This window comes from Mycobacterium spongiae (genome assembly GCF_018278905.1).
Classification (GTDB): Bacteria; Actinomycetota; Actinomycetes; order Mycobacteriales; family Mycobacteriaceae; genus Mycobacterium; species Mycobacterium spongiae.
On record NZ_CP046600.1, the window covers coordinates 5,490,631 to 5,514,111 of the forward strand.

Genomic DNA, 23,481 nt, shown 5'->3' on the forward strand with positions numbered 1-23,481 from the left:
ACTTGTTGCCCACTCTTGATTAGACGTGGCGACCAGTCACACCCCGAAGCGCAGCAGTTCTTCGGCAGTTACCAGGCGCTCGTGTTTGGCAGGGAACTCGTGGCTCTTCACGGGATAACGAAACCATGACCAGGCGATTCGCCCCATCCGTGACCGGGGTACTGGGTTACTACGCACAGTGACACTCCTGCGATCGGACAACTCAACCGGGCTAGCACACGCAGCGGCTTTGTGATCCAGCCCACACTGGCTTATTAGACACCCCTTTGCTGGCAAACCATAAACGACGCGCCGAGCAACGATAAGGATGTTTCTGGTGTTACTCCTGTTATTTCTGTGATTATCGAAGCGGTGCGGCTGTCGGCGTGATCGGAGCCGGCAATGCGCTTGCACCCATAAGATACCGGTCCACGCCCGCTGCCGCTGCCCGGCCCTCCGCGATCGCCCACACGATCAAGGACTGGCCCCGGCCCATATCCCCGGCAACGAACACACCGGGAACGCTGGTGTCGAAATCGTCGCCGCGGGCGACGTTACCGCGGTCGGTGAACTCCACGCCGAGGTCAGTGAGTAGGCCCGGCTTTTCCGGGCCTACGAATCCCATCGCCAGCAACACCAGATCGGCCTCAAGCTCGAAATCAGATCCCTCGACCTTGACGAACGTGCCGTCTTGCATCGTCACTTCGTGCACCTTGAGCGAGCGCACGCGGCCATCCTGACCGACGAACTCCTCGGTGTTGACCGAGAAGACCCGCTCGCCGCCTTCCTCGTGCGCCGCCGAGATGCGGTACATCAACGGATAGGTTGGCCACGGGGTCGAGGCCGCACGACTGTCCGGTGGGCGGGGCATGATTTCGAATTGGTGGATGTTCGCCGCGCCTTGGCGATGCGCGGTGCCCAAGCAGTCGGCCCCGGTGTCGCCGCCGCCGATGATCACGACCTTCTTGTCTTTCGCGGTGATCGGCGGCTCACCGTTGGCATCGAGAACGTCGTCGCCCTCCTGCGCCCGGTTCGCCCACGGCAGGTACTCCATGGCCTGGTGGATACCGTCGAGATCCCGGCCGGGTATGGGTAGGTCGCGCCACGCGGTGGCACCGCCGGCTAGCACCACCGCATCGAAATTCGCACGCAGCTCTTCGGCACCGATGTCGACACCGACGTTGACGCTGGCCCGGAATTCGGTGCCCTCGGCGCGCATCTGCTCCAGCCGCCGGTCCAGAACGCTCTTTTCCATCTTGAACTCTGGGATGCCGTATCGCAGCAGCCCGCCAATGCGATCGTCGCGCTCGAAGACCGTCACGGCGTGACCGGCGCGTGTCAGCTGTTGGGCGGCAGCCAGACCCGCCGGACCCGAACCGACCACGGCGACCGTCTTTCCTGTCAGCTGTTGCGGCGGCAGCGGCTGCACCCAGCCTTCGGCAACGGCCCGGTCGATGATCTCCAGCTCGATTTGCTTGATCGTCACTGGATCTTGGTTGATACCGAGTACACATGCCGGCTCGCACGGCGCCGGGCAGAGTCGACCGGTGAAGTCGGGAAAATTGTTGGTGGCGTGCAGCCGTTCGATCGCATCGCGCCAGCGGTCCCTACGCACCAAGTCGTTCCACTCAGGAATCAAATTGCCCAGCGGGCATCCATGGTGGCAGAAAGGAACTCCACAGTCCATGCATCGCGTCGCCTGCTCACGCAAGGTCTCGTTGTCAAACTCCTCATACACTTCGTTCCAGTCGCGTAACCGCAGCGGAACGGGACGCCGCTTGGGCAATTCCCGGTGTGTGTACTTGAGGAAGCCGGTCGGGTCAGCCATGCGCGGCCGCCATGATCGCCTTATCGACATCCACGCCGTCACGTTCGGCCTCGGCGATCGCCTGTAGCACCCGCTTGTAATCGCGCGGCATCACCTTGATGAAGTGCCGTTGCTGCGTCGTCCAGTCAGCCAGGACCCGTTGCCCGACAGCTGAATCCGTCGCATCGACATGTGCCTGAATAAAGCCGTGCAAGAAGTCCGCATCGTCGTCGTCGAGGGTTTCTACATCAACCATCTCGGTGTTGAGGTTCTCCGGTAGTTCGCCATCAGGGTCGTACACATAGGCCACTCCGCCCGACATTCCGGCCGCGAAGTTCCGGCCCGTACGGCCCAGGATGACAACGCGACCGCCCGTCATGTACTCGCAACCGTGATCACCCACCCCTTCGACCACAGCATGGGCACCGGAGTTGCGGACCGCGAACCTCTCGCCGACCACACCGCGCAAGAAAACTTCACCACTGGTGGCGCCGAACAAGATAACGTTACCGCCGATAATGTTGTCCTCGGCGACATAATCCTGCGGTGCATTATCCGACGGCCGCACCACAATTCGGCCACCGGACAGCCCCTTGCCGACATAGTCGTTCGCATCGCCGTAGATACGCAGCGTAATCCCTTTGGGCACAAAGGCACCGAAGCTGTTGCCCGCCGACCCATCGAAGGTGATATCGATCGTGCCGTCCGGCAGCCCCTGGCCGCCATAGGCTTTCGTTAGCTCGTGACCGAGCATGGTGCCCACTGTTCGGTTGACGTTACTGATGTTCGTCGAAAAACGTACGGGCCTAGCGGAATCCAGCGCCTCGCGACTCATGACGATCAACTGCTGATCGAGTGCCTTGTCGAGGCCGTGATCTTGTCGCGAGCTGCAGTACAAGTCCTGGTTCATAAAGGCCGACTCCGGCTCATGCAGTACCGGTGCGAGATCCAGCCTGTGCGCTTTCCAGTGCGCTCGCGCCAGCGTGGTGTCTAACGATCCAGCCTGGCCAACGACCTCGTTGAACGTGCGGAAGCCGAGCTGTGCCATGTATTCCCGGACTTCTTCGGCGATATACATGAAGAAGTTCTCCACGAATTCGGGCTTGCCCGTGAACCGCTCCCGCAGCACTGGATTCTGGGTCGCCACCCCGACCGGGCAGGTGTCGAGGTGACAGACCCGCATCATGATGCAGCCAGCCACCACCAGCGGTGCGGTCGCGAAACCGAACTCCTCGGCACCGAGCAGCGCGGCGACCATCACGTCGCGGCCAGTCTTGAGCTGGCCGTCGACCTGGACCACAATCCGATCGCGCAAACCGTTGAGCAGCAGTGTCTGCTGTGTCTCGGCCAGCCCCAACTCCCACGGCGCACCGGCATGCTTCATCGACGTCAGCGGAGTCGCGCCGGTACCACCGTCATGCCCTGAGATCAGCACCACATCAGCGTGTGCCTTGGACACTCCGGCGGCTACCGTCCCCACTCCGTTCTCGGAAACCAGCTTGACATGGACCCGGGCCGACGGGTTGGCGTTCTTCAGATCGTGGATCAGCTGCGCCAAATCCTCGATGGAATAGATGTCATGGTGCGGTGGCGGCGAGATCAGTCCGACACCGGGTGTGGAGTGCCGGACTTTGGCGACCCACGGGTACACCTTGTGCCCTGGAAGTTGGCCTCCTTCGCCGGGTTTCGCACCCTGAGCCATCTTGATCTGGATGTCGGTGCAGTTGGTCAGGTAGTGCGAGGTGACACCGAACCGCGCGGAGGCAACCTGCTTGATGGCGCTGCGGCGCCAGTCGCCGTTGGGATCGTGGTCAAATCGCTTGACGTCCTCGCCGCCTTCACCACTGTTCGACCGCCCGCCGAGGCGGTTCATCGCGATGGCGAGGGCCTCGTGGGCTTCGGCGGAGATCGACCCGTAGCTCATCGCCCCGGTCGAGAAGCGTTTGACGATTTCGCTGGCGGGCTCGACCTCGTCCAATGGCACCGGCGGACGCACGTCGGCGCGGAACTTGAGCAGTCCGCGCAGCGACGCCATGCGTTCGCTCTGGTCGTCGACCAGCCGGGTGTACTCCTTGAAGATCTTGTACTGGCCCGTTCGGGTGGAGTGCTGCAGCTTGAAAACCGTCTCGGGGTTGAACAGGTGGTACTCGCCCTCCCGGCGCCACTGGTATTCCCCGCCCACCTCGAGTTCGCGGTGCGCGCGTTCGCCGGGCTCGTCCAGGTATGCCAGCCGGTGCCGGGCGGCGACATCGGCGGCGATGTCCTCCAGAGTGATCCCGCCGGTTGCGCAGACAAGTCCGGTGAAGTATTCGTCGAGCACCTCCTGGGAAATGCCCACGGCTTGGAACAGTTGCGCACCGGTGTAGGACGCCAGCGTCGAAATTCCCATCTTCGACATGACTTTCAACACGCCCTTACCGGCGGCTTTGACGTAGTTGGTCAGTGCGGTTTCGCGGTCGATACCGGCCCCGAAGCCTTCGAAGACACCCCGGTCGAGCATGTCGTCGATCGACTGGATTGCCAGATAGGGATTGATCGCCGCCGCCCCGAAGCCGAGCAGCATTGCCATGTGGTGGACCTCGCGGGCGTCACCGGATTCGACTACCAGACCCACGTGCGTGCGAGTCCGCTCCCGCACCAAGTGGTGGTGCACTCCCGCCACCGCCAGCAACGACGGTATGGGCGCCATCTTTTTATCGGACTCACGATCGGACAAGACGATTATCCGGGCGCCGTCGGCGATCGCCGCCGATGCCGCCGCTCGGACTTCGTCCAGCGCTACAGCCAAACCGGCGCCACCTTCAGCAACCGGGTACAGGCAGCGAATCACCTTGGACCGCATACCGTGCGGGCGGCCATTGACCTCGTCATCGGGGTTGAGGTTGACCAGCTTGGCGAGCTCGAAATTGCGCAGGATCGGTTGGGGCAACCGGATCTGGTGACAGGAGTTCGCGTCCGGGTTCAGCAAGTCACGCTCGCCGCCGGTGGTGCCCTGCAGGCTAGTCACCACCTCCTCCCGGATGGCGTCCAGCGGCGGGTTCGTTACTTGCGCGAACAGCTGCTGAAAGTAGTCATAGAGCATCCGCGCACGCTGCGACAGCACCGCCACGGGGGTGTCCGTGCCCATCGACCCGATCGGCTCGGCACCGGCGCGGACCATGGGCGTCACCAGTAGGTTGAGCTCCTCGTACGTATAGCCGAAAGTCAACTGGCGCAGGACAAGTCGATCGCGGCTCATCGGTATCTGCTTGCCTGCGGGCAATGCTTCGATCGGAACGAGTCCCTTGTCGAGCCAGTCGCGATAGGGTTGCTCGGCGGCTAGCTCCGCCTTGATCTCCTCATCATCGACGATGCGTCCCTGCGCCATGTCCACGAGGAACATCCGACCCGGCTGCAGCCGCATCCGGCGGACCACTGTTGACGGATCCAGGTCGAGTACACCGGCCTCGGATGCCATCACCACAAGACCATCGTCGGTGACCCAGATTCGCGACGGGCGCAGGCCATTGCGGTCGAGCACGGCGCCCACGACCACACCGTCGGTGAACGTCATCGATGCCGGGCCGTCCCAGGGCTCCATCAACGAGGCGTGGTACTGATAAAACGCCCGCCGGCGCTCATCCATCGACTCGTGCCGCTCCCAGGCCTCGGGAATCATCATCAACACCGAGTGAGGGAGGCTTCGACCGCCGAGGTGGAGGAATTCGAGCACTTCATCGAAGCGAGCGGTGTCCGAAGCGCCGGGGGTACAAACCGGGAACAACTTCTCCACGTCAGCTCTGGACCCGAAGATATCGGTGTCGATCAACGCTTCCCGGGCTCGCATCCAGTTCTCGTTGCCGGTAACGGTGTTGATCTCCCCGTTGTGCGCAATCCGCCGGAAAGGATGTGCAAGCGGCCAGGAAGGAAAGGTGTTGGTCGAAAACCGGGAGTGCACGATACCCAGTGCACTGGTCAACCGATCGTCTTGCAGATCAAGGTAGAACGCTTTCAGCTGCGGGGTCGTCAGCATGCCTTTGTAGACGAAGGTCTGACCCGACAGGCTCGGAAAGTACACCGTCTCACGGCCAGGGCCATCCTGACCGGGACCCCTGGTACCAAGTTCGTGTTCGGCACGCTTGCGGACCACATAGGCGCGGCGTTCCAACACCATGCCGGACGCCCCCGCCATGAATACCTGGCGGAAGGTGGGCATCGCATCGCGCGACAGTGCGCCCAACGACGAATCGTCCGTGGGAACGTTACGCCAGCCCAGCACCCGCAGGCCCTCGGCTTCGGCGATTTTTTCCACGGCCGCGCAGGCGGCTGCGGCGTCTCTGGACGACTGCGGCAGAAACGCAATACCGGTGGCGTAGCTGCCGAGAGCGGGCAGCTCGAAATCCACGACTTCCCGCAGGAACTGGTCGGGGACCTGAATCAGGATGCCGGCACCGTCACCACTGCGCGGTTCGGCGCCCTGGGCGCCGCGATGTTCAAGGTTGAGCAGCGCAGTGATCGCCTTGTCCACAATGTCGCGGCTACGCCGGCCGTGCATATCCACGACCATGGCGACCCCGCAGGAATCGTGTTCAAATGCGGGGTTGTACAGCCCGACGCGCTTGGGCGCCATTCCCACCTAACCCTTCAACAGCTTCAGTTCGGTCCCGTCAGCGGCTCCAACGGGACCGCACCCCGGAGGTCGCGGGCGTGACCCCCTCGGTCTTGTCCCTAGGCTGTCCGCCAAGCGGAGATGACCCGGCCAGGGATTCGTCCGTGCAGCGCTGAACGGTGCCCTGTAATTGGTCTCGACAAGTCGTAAAACGATATGACAGAACCCGCCTGACATGCCAACTTCCTTATAGTAACCCGCTGGTGAACACGCCCGCCTGTGCTGCGCCGCGCGATTGCCGGTCCGCTGCTACTTGCTGATTTGCGCCCGAAACCTACCCGTGCAGGTGGCGGCCAAGCCCAGCGGCAAACCACACCAATTACTTAGGCGGGTTTGCTGGACTGGCGACCAAGCATTTCTGACGGCCGCCTGCAGCGATACGGGTGATCGTTATCCCGGAAGACCCAACCAGCGATGAACCGAGGCAACGGCAATCGAACACCAACTATGGCCGCCGTAATGTCTTGACGGCGATGGCGAGTCAGCACTCGGACAACAGCTCATCGAGTTTGCACAAAACTAATAAAAGCCTAAGACTAGCGTGGACCATGCCGGACTCGGCACACGGCTTCCGGAGGGGAAGCACGGTGGTCAATACTGGACGGGATGCTGTTCGGCGGTCGGCGCCGGCGGTCACACCGTGGCACTCCAACGCCGGGGAGCCCACCAGGGTCGGCCGGGGTCGGCTCTGACGCGACAATCGGTCGCTTCACCTGAGGAGCTCATGAACCAACGCGATGAATTCCTGCGGGATCGTATGAGACCAGCGCAGCTCGAGCCCCCTGACGCACGCCCGCCGGATCCGCAGTCCGGTATCCCTCCGACGGTCGCGCATCAGCCCGGTCCGCCGCCGAAGCCACCCACGCCGCCACCTCCGCCTGCGACCGCTTTCGCGCCCCGACCGACGCCGGCGCCGGAACCGCCGCACCCACCACATCCCTCTTATCCACCCGGGCCGCCGCGCCCACCCGAAGCCCCACCCGCACCACCACCGGGCGTTCTTGAAACCTCATCCCCGCCACTACCGCGCGTTCCCGAAGCTCCATCCGCGCCACCACCGCCCGTTCCCGAAGCTCCATCCGCGCCACCACCGCCCGTTCCCGAAACACCACCCGGTGAGACGCCGTTAGAGGCGCCATCCCCGCGGTCGACCGATGCCGCAATCACCCCGGCACGCAAGGGAGCGCACTCCGGCGAACGCGGTTGGCGCCCGATCGTCCAGGCATTGACATTTGGCCTTATCAACCCGCGCCCCTCGAGTGCACAACGCCAGAGGGCACAATTCGAAGCCACCATCCGCACCGCTCTGCACGGCATCCACAAGGTTGGGGTGCTCGGCAAGGGTGGCGTCGGAAAGACGTCGGTCGCCGCGAGCATCGGGTCGATCCTCGCCCAACTGCGCCTGCAGGACCGCGTCGTTGCGATCGACGCCGACACCGCCTTTGGACGACTGAGCAGCAGAATCGATCCTCGGGCAACTGGCTCGTTCTGGGAGCTGATCGCCGACAAGAACGCACAGTCGTTCGCCGATCTGACCGCGCGGATGGGCCGAAATTCCGCCGGACTGTACGCCTTGGCAGGCGAGCCGGCATCCGGGCCACGCCGGGTCCTCGATCCGGCGATCTACCGGGAATCGGCGCTGCGCCTGGATCGCCACTTCGCGATCTCGATCATTGACTGCGGCTCCGCAATGGACACGGCGGTCACTCAGGAAGTCCTGCGCGACGTGGACGCGCTCATCGTGGTGTCGTCACCGTGGGCCGATGGCGCCTCGGCTGCCGCCAAGACGATGGAGTGGCTTACCGATCATGACCACACCGAATTGCTGCAACGCAGCATCGTGGTGCTCAACGATTCTGATGGGCACGCCGACAAGCGCACGAAGTCGCTATTGGCTCGGGAGTTCGCCGATCAGGGACAGCCGGTCATCGAGGTCCCCTTCGACCCCCATCTGCGACCCGGCGGCGTCATTGATGTGGTGCACGAGATGGATACGGCGACGCGCGGAAAGCTCATGCAAATCGCGGCGACGATCATCGGATACTTCGAATCCCGGCCTGCGAGTGTGCGTGACCAACCAAACCGGTAGGGCACCATCCGTTTTCCGATGCGAATAGACGATCGTGGGTGGCAGCGGGCTATGCCGATCGGGCCGTAATCCGGTGTTCGCGGACCGGGTAGCCGTTACGCTCCGCCAACGACCGCAATTGGCCCAAGGCGAATGCGCGTGCCCGGCCCGCTTCGGGGATCACCACTCCCGCCCAGAGCCCCTCAGCACCTGCTGACTCGACTGCGTCGCGAGCACACAGCCATCGGCGCGGGCAGGCCCGGCACAGCGTCTTGGCCTCTGCATCGGGCGTCGTCGTCCAACGATCGGGGTCTTGCGTGCAAACGCCTAGCGGGATCTCGTACAGAGCTGCAGTGGTCATTTCTCTTCGTTCCTCCAGAAAGCGTTGCAGGTTGTAGCCTCCCGCTTCGGAATCGTATAGAACAAACCATTGCACTGCAACAGTTCGTGCTACGCACTGCCGACGCATGCTACGGCTGGTGGCACCCGGCCGGCGCTGCCGTGCTGGTCACATGGCGAATGGCCGGCAAAACTGACAATAAGCTGTGTATTCACTGCCGTCCACGCCGGGGTTGGGCGACCTCCGCTAACCAGATGCCCAAGAAAGTGCTTCTGTTTACCCGGCTTCCACGTATAGTTAACCGTAGCACTAGTTCGGTTTTAGAACGTGGCTGGAAGTGATGGCGTCGCTGCAGAAACAGGGTCAGAAAGCGTAGCGGAGCTGTAGCGCTAGCTAGGTGCAACGGTTAAGATGACGGGCAGCGGAAGGCCTGTCCCAACGCTCGCGAACAAGGAATGACACGCAGATGCACAACGCAGAGCAGACTGTCGGACAAACTCCGACAGCATCGCCCAGCGGCGATGCGGCGCCCATGCTCAAGCCACTACGCAGCGTGATGACCATGGGCCGCGCGTCCCACTACGCCGTGCCGGTCGGTGATCGGCGCACCTCAAAGCCGGCCGTACGAGCGCCATTCGACGACGGACGCTGGTCGGCTGTCAATCGCAGCCCGAGCGGTATGTTCGTCGGCGGGCGACATGGGCGCTCTCTGATCGTCAGCGACAAGACCATCGTCCGGTTCGGCTATCCCACGGGAGGCAAGGCGTTGACGTTCGAATTCGTCGGGACGTCCGATTCTGCTGAACAGCGCGCTAGGAAGCCGCGGGTCAAGCATCCAACGGCGGACGAATCGCCCGATCTGCCGACGAACACCCCAACGAGCGCGGCGGATCCCGGTTTGGTTCGGGCTGGTGCAGCCGCCGCCGCGCGCCGTCGCGAACTCGACATCAGCCAGCGCAGCCTCGCTGCCGACGGGATCATCAATGCGGGTGCACTCATTGCCTTCGAGAAGGGCCGCAGCTGGCCCCGAGAACGCACCCGGGCCAAGCTCGAAGAGGTACTGCAGTGGCCCCCCGGGACCATCGTGCGCATCCGCCAAGGTGAGTCCGCTACCAACGAAGCGATCCCCGCAACTCCGCAAGGACCTCCCCCGGACAACCCAGCATCGTTGATCGCACAAGCAGTCGCCGCGGCCGTCGACACATGCAGCTTGGCGATCGCGGCGCTGCCGGTGCCAGCGGATCCGGAATTTACCGAGCGCGCCGCGCCGATCCTTGCCGATTTGCGCCAGCTCGAGGCGATTGCCGTTCAAGCGACCCGCATCAGTCGGATTACCCCGGAACTGATCAAGGCACTGGGTGCGGTTCGCCGCCACCACGACGAATTAATGATGCTCGGAGCGACCGCTCCCGGAGCCACGCTGGCACAGCGTTTATATGCTGCCCGCAGACGAGCCAACCTTTCTACTCTGGAGACCGCACAAGCAGCCGGCGTCGCCGAAGAAATGATCGTGCGCGCGGAAGCCGAAGAGCCTTTACCGACCAACGTTGCCGAAGCGATCGAAGCGCTCATCAGTCAAATCAATTGACGTCGACTGCGGGCGCATCCATGCGGAAGCGCGCGGGTCCAACGGTCCGGGGAACGTGAACGTTCCCCCCGAAGTCGTGCGGTGCTGGCCACCGCGCTGGCACTCGAAAACGCCCGTCTCGCTGAAAAATTCGTGCATCGACCCCTACCGAGGCGCTGCTAAGCTCAATGTGCAGCGCAAGACGCGGATAAAGGCAGCACATTAGAACAGCGAGGGTAAGGAACCAGGTAAATGAAGGGCAGCGATCTTTGCAAGTCGACGAGTAATTTCATTTGGGGCCAGTTACTCTTGCTGGGCGAGGGCATCCCCGACCCAGGCGACATCTTCAATACGGGTTCGTCGCTGTTCAAGCAAATCGGTGACCGGATGGGGTTGGCCATTCCGGGAACCAACTGGATCGGCGATGCGGCCGAGGCTTACTTAAACCAAAACATCGCCCAGCAGCTTCGCGCGCAGGTGATGGGTGATCTCGACAAATTAACCGGCAACATGATCTCGAATCAGGCCGAGTACATCTCCAACACGCGCGACGTCTTGCGGGCAATGAAGAAGATGGTCGATGGCGTCTACAAAGCCTGCAAGGCCCTCGAGAAAGTTTGGCTCGTTGGCCACGGCCTGTCGTGGGCACTCGCAGTCCCCTCCTGCGGTTTGGCAATGGCTGTCGTTGGTGGCGCACTTCTTTATCTGACGATTATGACGGCGAGCAACGTAGCCAACCTGAAGGGAATTCTCGGCAGGCTGATCGAAATGTTGACGACGCTGCCGTCGTTCCCGGGCCTACCGAACATTCCGATCCCGGGTCTGCCCGACATCCCCTGGCCGCCCCAGCTTCCCGACCTTCCCATTCCGGGGCTACCCGACATCCCCGGCCTACCCGGGTTCGAGTGGCCTCCCACCACCGGACCTGGCCTGCCGGCCATCCCAGGACTTCCGGGCTTCCCCGAGCTCCCCGGCTTCCCCTCGCTTCCCGGCTTGCCCGGCATCCCCGGGTTCCCCGGCTTACCCGGGCTGCCCAGCGTGCCCGATATGTTCCCCGGCCTGCCGGGCCTGGGTGACCTGTTGCCGGGCGTGGGCAACTTGGGCGGTCTTCCCACCTGGACCGACTTGGCCGCCTTGCCCGACTTCTTGGGCGGCTTCGCCGGCTTGCCCGGCCTCAGCTTCGGCAACCTGCTCGGTTTCGCGGCGTTGCCCACCGTGGGTCAGGTGTCGGCGACCATGGGGCAGCTGCAACACCTCGTGGCAGCCGGCGGCGGGCCAGGCCAATTGGGCAGCATGGCCGGCCAACAGGCGCAGATGATTTCCTCGCAGGCTCAGCAGGGAGGCCAGCAGCAGGCCACTCTCGTCGACGATGTCCAGCGGGATGACCAAGAGGGCCAGGCGGGCGCAGCGGCGGGTGCGGCCGATGCCGGGCGCGCACCTATCGATACCGGCACCGGCGGCGACCAACAAACCCAGGAAGGACGCGTCCTTTAGGCCCGCTAGTTGCTCGGAAACCGGAAACCGACCGTTAGCGAATCAAAGCCATAGCGCGCCAAAGCCATAGCGAGTAGAAAGTTAAACGTAGAGGAGGGTCCACCCCATGACAGGAGTTCTCGGCGTCGTACCTTCGTTTTTGAAGGTGCTGGCCGGCATCCACAACGAAATTGCGGGCGATATCAATAAGGCGACCCAATCGGTCGCTGGAATCAGCGGGCGGGTCGCACTCACCCACGGCTCGTTTACGTCGGACTTCAACGAGACTCTGCAAGAGTTTGAGACCAGCCGAAACAGCACCGGCGTAGGTCTGCAAGGCGTGACCAACGGGCTGGCGTCAAATCTCATTGCGGCCGCTGGGGCCTACCTCAACGCCGACGATGGCCTGGCCGGCATCATCGATAAGATCTTCGGCTGATCATGTCCGGTCCGCTCGCTGCCGGTCGTGCGGGCCCCGCCGACGATGTCGTCGGCGTCGAGGTGACCATCGATGGCATGCTGGTGGTCGCCGATCGACTGCACCTCGTCGATTTTCCTGTCGCACTTGGGATCCGGCCGAATATCCCGCAGGAGGATCTGCGTGACATCGTCTGGGACCAGGTCCAGCGTGACCTCACCGAGCAAGGCGTACTCGATCACGACGGCCAACCCCACCCGGCTGTCACGGCGATGGTCGACACGCTCAGTCGGGCGGATCGGACCCTAGAGGCGCGGTGGTGGCGGCGTGATATCGGCGGCGTCATGATCCGCTTTGTGGTGTGCCGCAAGGGGGATCGCCATGTTGTCGCGGCGCGCGACGGCGACATGCTGGTGCTGCAGCTGGTGGCTCCGCAGATCAGTCTGGCGGACATGGTGACCGTCGTGCTCGGGCCCGCCGAACCGGCCAAGGTCGAACCGCTGACGGGAGTCGCCTCCGAACTGGCCGAGTGCACCACGGCGGCGCAACTAAGCCAACACGGCATAGCGCCAGCCACGGCCCGCGCATACTCCCAGATCGTGAGCAATCCGACCAGCTGGGTTGAGATCGTCGCGGGCCAACGCCACCCCGGCGGCACGACGAGCCAAACCCAGGCGGCCGCCGGAGTCCTCGACTCGGCACACGGCCGATTGGTATCCCTGCCGCGACAGATCAGCGGCGAACTGTACGGAAGCTTCCTTGCCGGCACTCAGCAAAATCTGCAGCGCGCACTGGACAGCCTGCTCGAGCTTCTCCCCGCGGGCGGCTGGTGGGATCACGCAATCGATAGCACTGAAGCCTCCTCGCGAGGCTGACTTTTCAATATTCTTGATGACGAGTTCAGAAAGGGACGCCATAGTGGACCTGCCCGGGACCGACCACGACAGCGATGATCTCGCCGCCCTGGATTTCTCCGGCGGCACCGCGGGCGAGTCGTCTCTCGATGCGTTGGACGATTATGCACCCCCCGCATCCGGCGAGACTGACGAAACCGGATCCGACCTAGACGCACTTCATGGGCTCACCGAGAAGGAAGAAGAGCCCGAGCTCGAGTTGTTCACGGTGACCAACCCCCAGGGGTCGGTGTCGGTAACGGCGCTCATGGACGGCAGGATCCAGCAGGTCACCGTGTCTGACAAAGCTTCCAGCATGTCGGAGTCGTCGCTCGCCGAGGAAATATTCGTGATTGCCGATCTCGCACGGCAAAAGGCGCGGTCTGCCCAATACACCTTCATGCTCGAGAATATGGGCGAACTGACCGGTGAAGACGCGGCAGAAAGTGCATCGCTGCGCGAATTCGTGGGGATGACCCTGAACCTGCCGACCCCGGAGGAAGCAGCCGCTGCCGAGGCAGAGGTGTTCGCGACCCGCTACGACATCGACTACTCCGGGACTACTCCGACCGGTTACCACGGTGATAAATGATTGATCGTTTGGCCAGTTTGTTCGAAAGCGCCGTCGGCATGCTGCCGCTGTCGGAGGCGCGCTCGATGGACCTCTTCACCGAGATCACCAACTATGACGAGTCCGCGTGCGACGGTTGGATAGGAAGGATCCGGTGCGGCGACACCGACCGAGTCACCCTGTTCCGGGCCTGGTACTCGCGTCGGAATTTCGGGCAGTTGGCGGGATCCGCTCAAATCTCGATGACCGCTGTGGGCGCCAGAGTCCCTATCGGCGGCATGTACGGTGACATCACCTACCCGGTCACATCGCCGCTAGCCATCACCATGGGTTTCGCGGCAAGTGAAGCGGCGCAAGGCAACTACGCCGACGCCATGGAAGCCATCGAAGCCAGCGCGGTCAGCGGCTCCGAGCATTTGGTGGCCTGGGTCAAGGCGGTGATCTACGGGGCGGCCCAGCGCTGGACCGACGCGATCGACGAAGTCAAGGGCGCCGGGAAGTGGCCAGACAAGTTCCTCGCTGGCGCCGCCGGCGTCGCGCACGGCGTGGCCGCGGCCAACCTCGGCTTGTTCACTGAAGCCGAACGCCGACTCACCGAAGCCAATGACTCGCCGGCTGGCGAAGCGTGCGCGCGGGCGATCGCATGGTATCTGGCGATGGCACGGCGTAGCCAAGGCAACGAAGAAGCGGCGGTGGCGCTTCTGGAATGGTTACAAACTACTCACCCGGAATCGAAAGTTGCTGCGGCGCTGAAAGATCCGTCGTATCGCCTAGCGACAACCACCGCCGAACAGATCGCGGCCCGCGCCGACCCCTGGGATCCGGGCAGTGTCGTGGCCGACAACTCGGGTCGAGAGAAGCTGCTCGCCGAGGCGCAGGCAGAACTGGACCGCCAGATCGGACTCACCCGGGTCAAGACACAGATCGAGAGGTACCGCGCGGCCACCCTGATGGCCCGGGTTCGTGAAGCCAAGGGAATGAAGGTCGCGCAACCAAGCAAGCACATGATCTTTACCGGCCCACCCGGTACCGGAAAGACCACGATCGCGCGCGTGGTGGCCAACATTCTGGCCGGGCTCGGCGTCATCTCGGAACCGAAACTCGTGGAGACATCGCGCAAAGACTTCGTCGCCGAGTACGAGGGGCAGTCGGCGGTCAAGACGGCCAAAGCCGTCGATCACGCACTCGGCGGCGTGTTGTTCATCGACGAGGCCTACGCGCTGGTGCAGGAACGCGATGGCCGCACGGATCCGTTCGGGCAGGAGGCGCTGGACACGCTACTGGCGCGCATGGAGAACGATCGTGACCGGCTGGTCGTGATTATCGCCGGCTACAGCTCTGACATCGATCGGCTGCTGGAAACCAACGAAGGGCTACGGTCACGATTCGCCACTCGCATCGAATTCGACACGTACTCCCCCGAGGAGCTCCTCGACATCGCCAAGGTCCTTGCAACTGCCAACGACTCGACGCTGAGCACGGAAGCAGCCGAGAACTTCGTGGAAGCGGCCAAGCTGCTCGAGCAGCGGACATTGCGGGGCAGACCCGCGCTCGATGTGGCGGGTAATGGCCGCTACGCACGACAACTAGTCGAAGCCGCCGAGCAGTGCCGCGACATGCGCTTGGCGCAATGCCTCGACATCGAGAACCTGGACGTGGACCGGCTCCGCGAAATCAACGGCGCAGACATGAGCGACGCGATCACGGCGGTGCACGAACACCTCAACATGAGAGAGTGAGACATGGGGCTTCGCCTGACCACGAAGGTTCAGGTTAGCGGCTGGCGCTTCCTGCTTCGCCGAGTCGAACACGCCATCGTGCGCCGAGATACCCGGATGTTCGACGATCCGCTGCAGTTCTACAGCCGGTCGGTCTCGCTCGGCATCGTCATCGCAGTATTGATCCTCGCCGGCGCAGCGCTGCTGGCGTACTTCAAACCTCAGGGAAAACTCGGCGGCAGCAGCCTGCTCACGGACCGCGCGACCAATCAGCTCTATGTGATCCTGTCGGGGCAGTTGCATCCCGTTTACAACCTGACCTCGGCGCGGCTGGTATTGGGCAGCCCATCGACGCCCGCGACAGTGAAGTCTTCCGAATTGAGCAAGATGCCCATGGGCCAGACCATCGGGATCCCCGGCGCCCCCTACGCCACGCCGGTCTCGGGGGATAGCTCCTCGGTGTGGACCCTCTGCGACACCGTAGTCAGAGCCGAGACGTCTTCTCCCGCAGTTCAAACTGCGGTCATCGCGATGCCGCTGAGTATCGATCCCGCTATCGATCCGATCCAGTCCAATGAGGCACTGCTGGCGTCGTATCAAGGCCGGCAGTGGATCATCACGACCAAGGGACGGCACTTGATCGACCTGGCCGATCGTGCGCTCACCTCGGCCATGGGAATACCGGTCACCGCCAAGCCGACTCCCATCTCGACGGGCATGTTCAACGCTCTGCCGGACATGGGGACCTGGAAGCTACCGCCCATACCCGACGAGGGCACACCTAATTCTCTTGGACTACCCGAAGCCCTCGTTGTCGGTTCGGTGTTCCACATCCGCACAGACAAAGGGCGCCAGTACTACGTGGTGCTGCCCGATGGCATCGCCCAGGTGAACGCCACGACGGCTGCTGCATTGCGCGCCACCCAGTCACATGGGCTCGTAGAACCACCCGCCGTGGTGCCGAGCCTGGTCGTGCGAATACCTGAACGGGTATACGGCTCACCTCTGCCCGACGACCGGCTCAGCATCCTGTCCAGGGCGGAGGAGCCCACCTTGTGCTGGACCTGGGAACGCAGCGCCGGCGACCAGTCGGCAAAGGCAACGGTGCTGGCCGGCCGTCACCTACCGATTCAGCCATCAGCGATGCGTACCGGCATCAAACAAATCCATGGCACAGCAACCGTTTACATCGATGGCGGTAAATTCGTGGCACTACAATCGCCCGATCCTCGATACGGCGAATCCATGTACTACGTCGACCACCAGGGCGTGCGCTACGGCGTGCCGGACGCGGACGCGGCAAAAGCGCTGGGCCTCAGCGCGCCGAAGACCGCACCCTGGCAGATCGTCCGTCTCCTCGTCGACGGTCCAGTGCTGTCCAAAGATGCCGCCCTGCTCGAGCACGACACGCTGCCCGCTGACCCAAGCCCCCGGAAACTTCCAGCCGGCGCCCTCGGAAAGCCCGGATGAGGACTGCAAAACCCTGATGACGATGAGAGCACCCACATGACGACAAGAAAGTTCACCCCGACCATCACCCGTGGCCCACGATTGACACCGGGCGAGATCAGTCTCACACCTCCGGAAGACCTCGGTATCGACATTCCACCGTCGGGTGTCCAGAAGGTCCTTCCCTATGTCATGGGTGGCGTCATGTTGGGCATGATCGTGATCTTTGTCGCCGGCGGAACCCGGCAGCTATCGCCCTACATGCTGATGTTTCCCCTGATGATGATCATGATGATGGTCAGCGGACTGGCCGCAGGCACCGGCGGCGGCAAAAAGGTGCCCGAGATCAACGCCGATCGCAAGGAGTACTTGCGCTACCTGGCGGGACTACGCGCCAGGGTGACATCGTCGGCCACCTCCCAGGTGGCGTTCTTCAGCTACCACGCACCCCATCCCGACGACCTGCTGTCCATCGTGGGAACTCAGCGGCAGTGGTCGCGACCGGCCAACAGCGACTTCTATGCCGCCACCCGGATCGGAATCGGCGACCAACCGGCGGTAGACCGATTGTTGAAGCCGGCCGTCGGCGGTGAACTGGCAGCGGCGAGCGCGGCGCCGCAGCCATACCTGGAGCCGGTCAGCCACATGTGGGTGGTCAAGTTTCTGCGTACCCACGGGCTGATCCACGACTGCCCAAAACTCTTGCAAATGCGCACATTTCCGACGATCGCGCTCGGCGGCGACGCGGCCGGGGCCGCTGGGTTATTGACCGCGATGATCTGCCACCTAGCGGTGTTTCATCCGCCCGACCTACTGGAGATCCGGGTACTCACCGAGAACCCCGACGATCCCGATTGGGCGTGGCTGAAATGGCTCCCCCATGTTCAGCATCAGACCGAAACCGATGCTGCCGGAGCGGCCCGGATGATACTTACCCGCCCGGACGGCCTGGCCGACCTGGCCGCCCGCGGTCCGCACGCGCCTGACTCCCTTCCCACCGGCCCCTACGTGGTCGTGGTCGATCTCACCGGCGGCAAGGCGGGATTCCCACCCGATGGCCGGGCGGGTGTCACCGTGCTCACGCTTGGCAACCACCGCGGTTCCGCGTATCGCATCCGAGTCGCCGAGAACGCGACAGCGGATGACCGGCTACCAGGCCAACCGTTTCGGTTGGTGACGTCCGTCACCGACTGCATATCGCCGCAAGAAGCTACTCGCGTCGCGCGCAAGCTAGCCGGCTGGTCCATCACCGGCAGCATTCTCGACAAGACGTCGCGCGTTCAGAAGAAGGTCGCGACGGAATGGCACCAACTGGTCGGTGCCCCCAGCGTCGAGGAAGTGACACCCGCTCGCTGGCGGATGTACACCGACACCGACCGCGACCGCCTCAAGATCCCCTTCGGCCACGAACTGAAGACCGGCAATGTCATGTATCTGGACATCAAGGAGGGCGCGGAGTTCGGCGGCGGACCGCACGGCATGCTCATCGGCACGACAGGGTCGGGTAAGTCGGAATTTCTGCGGACGCTGATCCTGTCGCTGGTAGCCATGACCCACCCGGATCAGGTGAATCTGCTGCTCACCGACTTCAAAGGCGGCTCGACATTCCTGGGAATGGAACGACTTCCGCACACCGCGGCGGTCGTCACCAACATGGCCGAAGAAGCCGAGCTCGTCAGCCGGATGGGTGAAGTGTTGACCGGCGAACTCGATCGGCGCCAGAACATTCTTCGCCAGGCCGGAATGAAGGTCGGTGCTGCCGGCGCCCTCTCCGGCGTGGCCGAGTACGAGAAGTATCGGGAGCGCGGCGCCGAGCTACCACCACTGCCAACGCTCTTCGTCGTGGTCGACGAATTCGCCGAGCTGCTACAAAGCCACCCGGATTTCATTGGACTGTTCGACCGGATCTGCCGTGTGGGCCGGTCGTTGCGCGTCCACCTGTTGCTGGCAACCCAGTCGTTGCAAACCGGCGGAGTGCGGATCGACAAACTCGAGCCCAACCTCACCTATCGCATTGCGCTGCGCACCACGAGCTCTCACGAGTCGAAGGCAGTGATAGGTACCCCGGAAGCGCAGTACATCACCAACAAGGAAAGCGGTGTCGGGTTTCTCCGCGTCGGCATGGAGGATCCAGTCAAGTTCAGCACCTTCTACATCGGTGCCCCCTATATCCCAACGACGCACGCCGCGACCAACGGCGAAGGCGGCAAGCCCGGATCTGCGAACGCCAAGCAGGCGGTGCGGATCCACAAATTCACAGCCGCCCCGGTTCTCGAGGACGTGCCGACACCATGACCCGCGCCGGTGACGATGCAGAGCGTTAGCGATGAGGAGGAGAGGCGCCAATGACACGCGCCGGTGACGATGCAGAGCGTTAGCGATGAGGAGGAGCGGCGCCAATGACACGCGCCGGTGACGATGCAGAGCGTTAGCGATGAGGAGGAGCGGCGCCAATGACACGCGCCGGTGACGATGCAGAGCGTTAGCGATGAGGAGGAGCGGCGCTAATGACCACCGACCAGGATGTAAAGGCGTTGCGCGAGGTAGTGCTGGATCAGCTCGGCACCGGTGAGTCGCGCGCGTACAAGATGTGGCTACCCCCACTGGCCGATCCGACGCCGGTCAACGAACTCGTTGCACGCGACAATGCGCAACCACTCCGCTTTGCGTTGGGAATCATGGATGAACCCCGTCGGCACCGCCAGGAAGTGTGGGGTGTCGACGTTTCCGGCGCCGGTGGCAACATCGGCATCGGAGGCGCGCCACAGACCGGGAAGTCGACCCTGCTGCAGACGCTGGTGATGTCAGCCGCCGCCACGCATTCGCCACGAAACGTCCAGTTCTACTGCGTCGATCTCGGCGGCGGCGGTCTCATCTATCTCGAAAACCTGCCGCACGTCGGCGGCGTGGCCAACCGGTCCGAACCCGACAAAGTCAACCGAGTGGTCGCCGAGATGCAAGCCGTGATGCGCCAACGCGAAACCAGCTTCAAGGAACACCGAGTGGGTTCGATCGGGATGTACCGGCAGCTGCGCGCGGATCCGAACCAACCGGTAGCGGCCGATCCCTACGGCGACGTGTTTCTCATCATCGACGGGTGGCCGGCGTTTGTCGGTGAGTTTCCCGATCTCGAAGGTCAGGTCCAGGATTTGGCAGCGCAGGGGTTGTCGTTCGGGGTACACACCATCCTTTCCACACCACGCTGGACCGAGCTGAAGTCCCGCATTCGCGACTACCTCGGCACCAAGATCGAGTTCCGCCTCGGCGATGTCAACGAAACCCAGATCGACCGCATCGCCCGAGAGATCCCCGCCAATCGTCCGGGTCGAGCGGTGTCGATAGAGAAACACCATCTGATGATGGGTGTGCCCCGGCTGGACGGCGTTCACGGCACCGCTGACTTAGTGGAGGCGATCACGGCCGGTGTCGGGCAGATCGCTGCCGAGCACACCGAGCAAGCGCCTCCCGTGAGGATCCTGCCGGAGCGCATCCACCTCCACGAACTCGATCCGAACCCGCCGGGGCCGGAATCCGACTACCGGACTCGCTGGGAGATTCCGATCGGGTTGCGCGAGACGGACCTGTCGGTGGCCCACAGCCACATGCACTCGAATCCACACCTGCTGGTCTTCGGTGCGGCCAAGTCGGGCAAGACGACTATCGCGCACGCGATCGCCCAAGCGATCTGCGCGAGGAACAGTCCCGAGCAGGTGCGATTCATGCTCGCTGACTACCGCTCCGGTTTGTTGGATGCCGTGCCGGACAGCCACTTGCTCGGAGCGGGAGCGATCAACCGCAATAGTGCGAGTCTGGATGAAGCCGTCCAAGCCCTGGCAGTCAATTTGCGGAAGCGGCTGCCGCCGACCGATCTGACAACAGCGCAGCTGCGCGCACGTTCGTGGTGGAGCGGGTTCGACGTCGTACTCCTGGTAGACGATTGGCACATGATCGTCGGTGCTGCCGGTGGGATGCCGCCAATGGCGCCGTTGGCCCCCCTATTGCCCGCCGCGTCGGATATTGGACTACACATCATTGTCACCTGCCAGATGAGCCAGGCGTACAAGGCAACCATGGACAAGTTCGTCGGCGCCGCATTCGGCTCCGGCGCTCCCACAATGTTCCTTTCCGGCGAGAAGCAGGAATTCCCGTCCAGCGAGTTCAAGGTCAAGCGGCGCCCTCCAGGCCAGGCATTTCTGGTCTCACCGGACGGCAAAGAGGTCATCCAGGCCCCCTACATCGAGCCTCCAGAAGAAGTGTTCTCAGCACCCCCAAACCCCGGTTAGGATTATTTCATCGCCGACGAAGCAGTGCCCGAGCTCACCGTGTAATCGAGCCCGGGATGCTGCTAACCGTCGACTTTGTCTCCGGCCATAGGCGAACGGTTTGTGCCCGGGAGACAAATAGGAGAGAAGAAGTAGGCAAATGGAACATAAGTCCCACAATTCCGCAGCCGTCGACATTGGTCCTCACGTGAGCAAAAACACGAGCCGCGGTGTATCGGCTGATGCGGCAGTGCTGACGCCTTCGGCGCTTTCGGACGCTCGGGGCGACCTCCAACTGGCAGGTGCAGCGGTCCGCGACGCCGCCCACGCAATTTCGGAAGTCGATGGTGGCGCCGCCGCCGGCGCCTAAAGGTCCAAACCAAAAGCACATTCGCAACCAGAGGAATGATCACCATGTTGTGGCACGCAATGCCCCCGGAGCTGAACACCGCGCGGCTGATGGCCGGCGCGGGTCCGGCCCCGATGCTGGCAGCGGCTGCTGGGTGGGAGGCGTTCGCGCTGGCTCTGGATGGTCAGGCCGTCGAGTTGGCCGCGCGACTGAACTCACTTGGCGAGGCGTGGACTGGCGGCGGCAGCGACAAGGCGATTGCCGCTGCCCTGCCCATGGTCACCTGGCTGCAAACCGCATCAGCGCAAGCGAAGATGCGCGGGATGCAGGCGATCGCACAAGCCGGCGCTTACTCGCAGGCGATGGCAACGACACCGTCGCTGCCGGAGATCGCCGCTAACCACATCACACATGCGGTCCTTACCGCCACCAACTTTTTCGGCATCAACACCGTGCCGATTGCCTTCAACGAAATCGACTATTTCGTCCGTATGTGGACCCAGGCCGCCTTGGCCATGGACGTCTACCAGGCCGAGACCACTATCAACACCATGTTCGACAAGCTCGAGCCGATGACGGCCATCCTTGACCCCGGGTCAGCCCAGGCGATGCCATCGAACTCGATGCTGGGGGTGGCGTCCCGAGTCACCGGCGTGCCCGCTGAACAACTCCAGCAGACGGCAAGGCAGGTCGTGGAGATGGGCGGCCCCATGCAGCAGCTGACCCAGCCGATGCAACAGGCCTCGTCGCTGCTAGGCCAGACCGGCGGCGCCGGCGGCCCCGGCCAAGCCCTCGCCGACGAGGAGGCCGCCCAGATGGGCCTGGTCGGGACCAGCCCGCTCTCGAACCACCCGTTGGCGGGCGGCTCGGGCCCGGGGTTGGGCTCGGGTCTGCTACGCGCCGAGTCGCTGCCCGGTGCAGGCGGTTCGTTGGCCCGCACGCCGATGATGACCCAGCTGATCGAAAAGCCGGCCGGCCCCTCGATGGTGCCCGCGGGAGCCAGCGCCGGATCGTCGGTGGCAGGAGGCGCCGCCCCGGTCGGTGGCGCCATGGGCCAGGGCGCACAATCCGGCGGCTCGTCCCGGCCTGGCCTGGCGGCACCGGCGCCCTTAAGCCAGGAACGAGACGAGAACGACTCGGACCTCGGGGACCACTGGGACGACGAGGACGACTGGTGATCCCCCACCGTGACAACAGACTTCCCGGCCAGCCGGGCCGGAAGACTTGCCAGCATCTTGGCGAGGAACGGAAAGAGAGAGAAAGTAGTCCAGCATGGCAGAGATGAGGACCGATGCCGCTACCCTCGCGCAGGAGGCAGGTAATTTCGAGCGGATTTCCGGTGATCTGAAGACCCAGATCGACCAGGTGCAGTCGCTGGCAGACCAGACATCGACCCAGTGGCGCGGCGGCGCGGGCGATGCCGCGCGGGCGGCAGTGCTGCGTTTCCAGGAAGCGGCCAATAAGCAAAAGACGGAACTCGACGAAATCTCGGCGAGTATCCGGCAGGCCGGCGTCCAATACTCAAGGGCCGATGACGAGCAGCAGCAGGCGCTGTCGTCGCAAATGGGCTTCTAGAACCCAAATACTAGAAAGAAACGGAGCAAAACATGACAGAGATGCAGTATAACTTCGCGGCCATTGAGGCCACAGCGAGCGCAATCCAGGGAAATTCCACCACCATTGGCAGTCTTCTTGATGAGGGCAAGCAGTCCCTGACTAAACTCGCGGCAGCTTGGGGCGGTAGCGGTTCCGAGTCCTACCAGGGCATCCAGCGGAAATGGGATGCCACCGCCCAGGAGCTAAACAACTCCCTGGTGAACTTGGCGCGCGCAATTGGTGAAGCGGGTCAGTCGATGGCCGCAACGGAAGGCAACGTCACCGGACTGTTCTCCGGGTAGATCACCGCTGCGCGTAGAATAATCAAGCACGAGATCGGGCG

16 protein-coding genes are annotated in these 23,481 nt (G+C 63.3%); 13 read left to right on the forward strand and 3 right to left on the reverse strand.

Annotated features, from left to right (window positions below; all coding sequences use genetic code 11):
- Nucleotides 1-340: 340 nt before the first annotated feature.
- Both F6B93_RS22200 and gltB read right to left on the reverse strand, forming a co-directional pair.
- Complete coding sequence (locus F6B93_RS22200; protein WP_211697007.1) at nucleotides 341-1,807, reverse strand: glutamate synthase subunit beta; 1,467 nt, start codon at nucleotides 1,805-1,807, stop codon at nucleotides 341-343.
- Complete coding sequence (gltB, locus tag F6B93_RS22205) at nucleotides 1,800-6,395, reverse strand: glutamate synthase large subunit (protein WP_211697008.1); 4,596 nt, start codon at nucleotides 6,393-6,395, stop codon at nucleotides 1,800-1,802. The genes F6B93_RS22200 and gltB overlap by 8 nt, the downstream gene beginning before the upstream one ends.
- A gap of 763 nt (nucleotides 6,396-7,158) precedes the next feature.
- On the opposite strand from gltB, the gene F6B93_RS22210 reads away from it, so the two are divergent.
- Entirely contained in the window at nucleotides 7,159-8,523 is a 1,365-nt protein-coding gene (locus F6B93_RS22210; RefSeq protein WP_211697009.1) for a MinD/ParA family ATP-binding protein, read from the forward strand.
- Nucleotides 8,524-8,572: 49 nt separating this feature from the next.
- Here F6B93_RS22210 and F6B93_RS22215 read toward each other — a convergent pair whose 3' ends face one another.
- Entirely contained in the window at nucleotides 8,573-8,863 is a 291-nt protein-coding gene (locus F6B93_RS22215; protein ID WP_211697010.1) for a WhiB family transcriptional regulator, read from the reverse strand.
- A gap of 445 nt (nucleotides 8,864-9,308) precedes the next feature.
- Between F6B93_RS22215 and F6B93_RS22220 the strand changes: the two genes are divergently transcribed.
- The 12 genes from F6B93_RS22220 (at nucleotide 9,309) to F6B93_RS22275 (ending at nucleotide 23,440) form a co-directional block, all read left to right on the forward strand.
- On the forward strand, nucleotides 9,309-10,430 hold the full coding sequence (locus F6B93_RS22220) for an FHA domain-containing protein (RefSeq protein WP_246540921.1): 1,122 nt from the start codon (nucleotides 9,309-9,311) through the stop codon (nucleotides 10,428-10,430).
- Between the two features lie 231 nt (nucleotides 10,431-10,661).
- A complete protein-coding gene (locus tag F6B93_RS22225; protein ID WP_211697011.1) occupies nucleotides 10,662-11,903 on the forward strand; it encodes an EspA/EspE family type VII secretion system effector in 1,242 nt (413 codons plus the stop codon).
- Nucleotides 11,904-12,009: 106 nt separating this feature from the next.
- Nucleotides 12,010-12,321, forward strand: a complete 312-nt coding sequence (locus F6B93_RS22230; protein WP_211697012.1) for an ESX-1 secretion-associated protein — start codon at nucleotides 12,010-12,012, stop codon at nucleotides 12,319-12,321.
- A 2-nt stretch (nucleotides 12,322-12,323) separates the two neighbouring features.
- Complete coding sequence (locus tag F6B93_RS22235; RefSeq protein ID WP_211697013.1) at nucleotides 12,324-13,175, forward strand: ESX secretion-associated protein EspG; 852 nt, start codon at nucleotides 12,324-12,326, stop codon at nucleotides 13,173-13,175.
- 40 nt (nucleotides 13,176-13,215) lie between these two features.
- On the forward strand, nucleotides 13,216-13,785 hold the full coding sequence (locus F6B93_RS22240) for a DUF2694 domain-containing protein (protein ID WP_211699669.1): 570 nt from the start codon (nucleotides 13,216-13,218) through the stop codon (nucleotides 13,783-13,785).
- Nucleotides 13,782-15,503 (forward strand): type VII secretion AAA-ATPase EccA, encoded by a 1,722-nt coding sequence (eccA, locus tag F6B93_RS22245; RefSeq protein ID WP_211697014.1) that lies wholly within the window; start codon nucleotides 13,782-13,784, stop codon nucleotides 15,501-15,503. Before F6B93_RS22240 ends, eccA begins: the two co-directional genes overlap by 4 nt.
- 3 nt (nucleotides 15,504-15,506) lie before the next feature.
- Nucleotides 15,507-16,952: a type VII secretion protein EccB gene (gene eccB, locus F6B93_RS22250; protein ID WP_211697015.1), complete on the forward strand. Its 1,446-nt coding sequence runs from the start codon at nucleotides 15,507-15,509 to the stop codon at nucleotides 16,950-16,952.
- A 36-nt stretch (nucleotides 16,953-16,988) separates the two neighbouring features.
- On the forward strand, nucleotides 16,989-19,226 hold the full coding sequence (gene eccCa / locus F6B93_RS22255; protein ID WP_211697016.1) for a type VII secretion protein EccCa: 2,238 nt from the start codon (nucleotides 16,989-16,991) through the stop codon (nucleotides 19,224-19,226).
- A 212-nt stretch (nucleotides 19,227-19,438) separates the two neighbouring features.
- Nucleotides 19,439-21,214: a type VII secretion protein EccCb gene (gene eccCb / locus F6B93_RS22260; RefSeq protein WP_211697017.1), complete on the forward strand. Its 1,776-nt coding sequence runs from the start codon at nucleotides 19,439-19,441 to the stop codon at nucleotides 21,212-21,214.
- A 393-nt stretch (nucleotides 21,215-21,607) separates the two neighbouring features.
- Nucleotides 21,608-22,720: a PPE family protein gene (locus F6B93_RS22265; RefSeq protein WP_211697018.1), complete on the forward strand. Its 1,113-nt coding sequence runs from the start codon at nucleotides 21,608-21,610 to the stop codon at nucleotides 22,718-22,720.
- A gap of 94 nt (nucleotides 22,721-22,814) precedes the next feature.
- Nucleotides 22,815-23,117 carry a WXG100 family type VII secretion target gene (locus F6B93_RS22270; protein ID WP_211697019.1) on the forward strand — a complete coding sequence of 101 codons (303 nt, stop codon included), beginning with the start codon at nucleotides 22,815-22,817 and terminating at the stop codon, nucleotides 23,115-23,117.
- Nucleotides 23,118-23,149: 32 nt separating this feature from the next.
- Nucleotides 23,150-23,440, forward strand: coding sequence for a WXG100 family type VII secretion target (locus tag F6B93_RS22275; protein ID WP_211697020.1), 291 nt, complete (start codon nucleotides 23,150-23,152; stop codon nucleotides 23,438-23,440).
- Nucleotides 23,441-23,481: the final 41 nt, after the last annotated feature.

Coding starts and splice junctions, on each gene's coding strand:
- F6B93_RS22275 (WP_211697020.1), top strand. CDS start 23,150: ATGACAGAGATGCAGTATAACTTCGCGGCCATTGAGGCCACAGCGAGC.
- F6B93_RS22265 (WP_211697018.1), top strand. CDS start 21,608: ATGTTGTGGCACGCAATGCCCCCGGAGCTGAACACCGCGCGGCTGATG.
- eccCb (WP_211697017.1), top strand. CDS start 19,439: ATGACCACCGACCAGGATGTAAAGGCGTTGCGCGAGGTAGTGCTGGAT.
- F6B93_RS22270 (WP_211697019.1), top strand. CDS start 22,815: ATGGCAGAGATGAGGACCGATGCCGCTACCCTCGCGCAGGAGGCAGGT.
- F6B93_RS22230 (WP_211697012.1), top strand. CDS start 12,010: ATGACAGGAGTTCTCGGCGTCGTACCTTCGTTTTTGAAGGTGCTGGCC.
- eccA (WP_211697014.1), top strand. CDS start 13,782: ATGATTGATCGTTTGGCCAGTTTGTTCGAAAGCGCCGTCGGCATGCTG.
- F6B93_RS22225 (WP_211697011.1), top strand. CDS start 10,662: ATGAAGGGCAGCGATCTTTGCAAGTCGACGAGTAATTTCATTTGGGGC.
- gltB (WP_211697008.1), bottom strand. CDS start 6,395: ATGGCGCCCAAGCGCGTCGGGCTGTACAACCCCGCATTTGAACACGAT.
- F6B93_RS22220 (WP_246540921.1), top strand. CDS start 9,309: ATGCACAACGCAGAGCAGACTGTCGGACAAACTCCGACAGCATCGCCC.
- F6B93_RS22200 (WP_211697007.1), bottom strand. CDS start 1,807: ATGGCTGACCCGACCGGCTTCCTCAAGTACACACACCGGGAATTGCCC.
- F6B93_RS22235 (WP_211697013.1), top strand. CDS start 12,324: ATGTCCGGTCCGCTCGCTGCCGGTCGTGCGGGCCCCGCCGACGATGTC.
- F6B93_RS22215 (WP_211697010.1), bottom strand. CDS start 8,863: ATGACCACTGCAGCTCTGTACGAGATCCCGCTAGGCGTTTGCACGCAA.
- eccCa (WP_211697016.1), top strand. CDS start 16,989: ATGACGACAAGAAAGTTCACCCCGACCATCACCCGTGGCCCACGATTG.
- eccB (WP_211697015.1), top strand. CDS start 15,507: ATGGGGCTTCGCCTGACCACGAAGGTTCAGGTTAGCGGCTGGCGCTTC.
- F6B93_RS22210 (WP_211697009.1), top strand. CDS start 7,159: ATGAACCAACGCGATGAATTCCTGCGGGATCGTATGAGACCAGCGCAG.